The sequence below is a fragment of the Sulfurovum sp. bin170 genome (assembly GCF_010892395.1).
GTDB lineage: Bacteria > Campylobacterota > Campylobacteria > Campylobacterales > Sulfurovaceae > UBA1140.
In genome coordinates this window covers 1-2,156 of record NZ_JAACKB010000205.1, presented here as the reverse complement: position 1 = coordinate 2,156, position 2,156 = coordinate 1, and the positions used below count along the sequence as shown (strand labels likewise).

Sequence of the window (2,156 nt, the reverse complement as noted above, 5' to 3'; positions counted from 1 at the left end):
CTACAAATATCAGCATAAAAAAAATACCAAATAAAACAAAAAATATTTGCATATAAACATCTATTGAACAATTATTTTTTTTGGTTGTTGTGATTTATGTCGGACAGAGGGCAGTCCGACCTACGAGAATTGGAGTTTTAATATTTAATTTTCGTAGATAGAAGTAACACTTTTATCGACGCATGGAAGCATTACCATGTCCACCACCATGACCCTTGACACCTTTAACGGCTCGTTTAAATACACAACCGTTCATCAGTCCCATAATTAGTATCGCTATTATAATCTGTTTCACTGTTTATCCTTTCATTTGATTTTATTGAAAATAGACCCCTAAACCCAAGGAGAGCGTATGGTCATAAGAGAAATCCTCCAAAGCATATTTATAGGATGCCATAGCAAAGATATTTTTGGTAAATTTGTAACTGTTAAACCAAGAGAGACCCTGCTCGGCATCAGCATCGGGATAGATAGAGCTTGTATGATTATAGGATAATGCACTGTACCATGAGTTGGTCAATGCATAACCTGTTCCTATGGAGAAAGAGGAGTAGTCCTCATAGTCCATATCTTTGCTATCTCCACTTAGTGTGTGACCGTAATAGAGAAATATATCTTGTTTAGGACTAAGCAGATAGTTAAAATTAACCGAAGCGAAGTAGTCATTGTCTCGTGAAGCCACGGTCTCCTCTTCTGTAGTAATATGTTGACTAAAACGACCCTGTTGTCTTGTGGAAGTTGTTGTATCTGAACCATCATTAACAATCTTGCTACCTATAGAGAGTTTCATTTTACTGCTTGGCAGACTAAAGATATATCCTGTGGAGAGATAAATATCATCATCACTATAAGAGTTATCTTCAGTATAGCTACTGTTGGAAGTTGTCCGAGAATTAGAGATAGCAACATCCCAGTTACGGTAGCGATAGTTGGCATAGAGATTGAAAGAGCTATCATCTTCATAAGTCTCATCTCTGCTAATATCTGTACCAATTTTCAATGTTAATCTTCCATAATAGTCATTGGTTTGGGTTTTCTCTCCACTCTGTGGACAGCCATCCTTGTTGACCAACACATCAAAAGGGGTATCAGGGCAGAGGTCGGCACTGTCCTCAACACCATCAATGTCGTAATCTTGGAATGCTAATGCTGTGCTTGATAGGAGTAGAAAGGTAAGAGTGATTATTTTGTATTTCATAATTTAAATCCTTTAGTGATAGTTTATCTAGTAAGTGTTAACGCTTTGTTAATTCTATTTGATGCCAACAATTCACATTCAGTTAACTTTATTATGCTAAGATAATAAAAAAGAAAGGAGCAGTATAATGAAATCAAAATTTATCTTTATCATAGTTTTGTTATCACTGTTCCTAAATATCTCCCACGACATCCTAATTGCCAATGAGACAACAGGGTGTGAATGTACTTCGATACTCCAATCCATTCAAGAGACAGATAAAAATGATTGTTGTAATGGCGTGTGTGAACTACATGAAATCTTCCACTTTTCAGCGATTCTATCTGTTATAGATATTGAATTTCCTAATCCTATACCTGCCAAACTCTTTTTTATAAGCTCCACTCCCCCAACGACCATCTATCAAACCACCTTTAAACCACCAATAGCTTAATCTCTCTACCCTACCTATTTTTACGCCATAGATTTATTAACCTATTTTTATTATTAAAGGAACCATTATGAAACACTTATTATTAACCCTAGTTCTATTAGGAACACTTCAAGCCCAAGATTTAACTCCAAACCAAATTGTATCAACATATAACTACAACCACTCTGCCTCTGCAAAGATAAAACAAAAACGACTTTTACAGAGAATGGCAACGGTTAAAAAAGAGAAAGCCCAAGAGATGGCAAAAGAGAAATGTGGAGCTAAAGTAGAACTTACCAAGCTCACACGACATGGAAACCGACTTTTTTATGCAATGAGAACAGACTCTTGTTCTATCAAAATTGATGCACTTGATGGCTCAATTATTAGTCAAAAAATGCTTTAAGATGAGACCGTTCATTGTTGGCTTGATGCTTTTGCAATCAGCCACGGCTTCGGTGCTAACGCTGGATGATATTTTGCACAATGCAGAGCAATCCAAGTTACTATCCCAAGCCATTACCCAAGAGGGATTGGCTCTTGAAT

Annotated in this window: 4 protein-coding genes; 2 read left to right on the top strand and 2 right to left on the bottom strand. The window is 36.5% G+C overall.

Translation table 11 applies throughout. From position 1 onward, the window contains the following. Positions 1 to 172: 172 nt before the first annotated feature. Entirely contained in the window at positions 173 to 295 is a 123-nt protein-coding gene (locus GSY74_RS10875) for a hypothetical protein (RefSeq protein WP_255494546.1), read from the bottom strand. Positions 296 to 316: 21 nt separating this feature from the next. Next, complete coding sequence (locus GSY74_RS04805; protein WP_164663968.1) at positions 317 to 1,198, bottom strand: hypothetical protein; 882 nt, start codon at positions 1,196 to 1,198, stop codon at positions 317 to 319. 127 nt (positions 1,199 to 1,325) lie between these two features. Between GSY74_RS04805 and GSY74_RS04800 the strand changes: the two genes are divergently transcribed. Both GSY74_RS04800 and GSY74_RS04795 read left to right on the top strand, forming a co-directional pair. Next, positions 1,326 to 1,631 carry a hypothetical protein gene (locus tag GSY74_RS04800; protein ID WP_164663967.1) on the top strand — a complete coding sequence of 102 codons (306 nt, stop codon included), beginning with the start codon at positions 1,326 to 1,328 and terminating at the stop codon, positions 1,629 to 1,631. 67 nt (positions 1,632 to 1,698) lie between these two features. Beyond that, the gene (locus GSY74_RS04795) at positions 1,699 to 2,016 is read left to right on the top strand and encodes a hypothetical protein (protein ID WP_164663966.1); all 318 of its coding nucleotides are present in this window, start codon (positions 1,699 to 1,701) and stop codon (positions 2,014 to 2,016) included. Positions 2,017 to 2,156: the final 140 nt, after the last annotated feature.

Excerpts from the sequence above, each read along its gene's own strand:
- GSY74_RS04805 (WP_164663968.1), bottom strand. The coding sequence starts at position 1,198 with ATGAAATACAAAATAATCACTCTTACCTTTCTACTCCTATCAAGCACA.
- GSY74_RS04795 (WP_164663966.1), top strand. The coding sequence starts at position 1,699 with ATGAAACACTTATTATTAACCCTAGTTCTATTAGGAACACTTCAAGCC.
- GSY74_RS04800 (WP_164663967.1), top strand. The coding sequence starts at position 1,326 with ATGAAATCAAAATTTATCTTTATCATAGTTTTGTTATCACTGTTCCTA.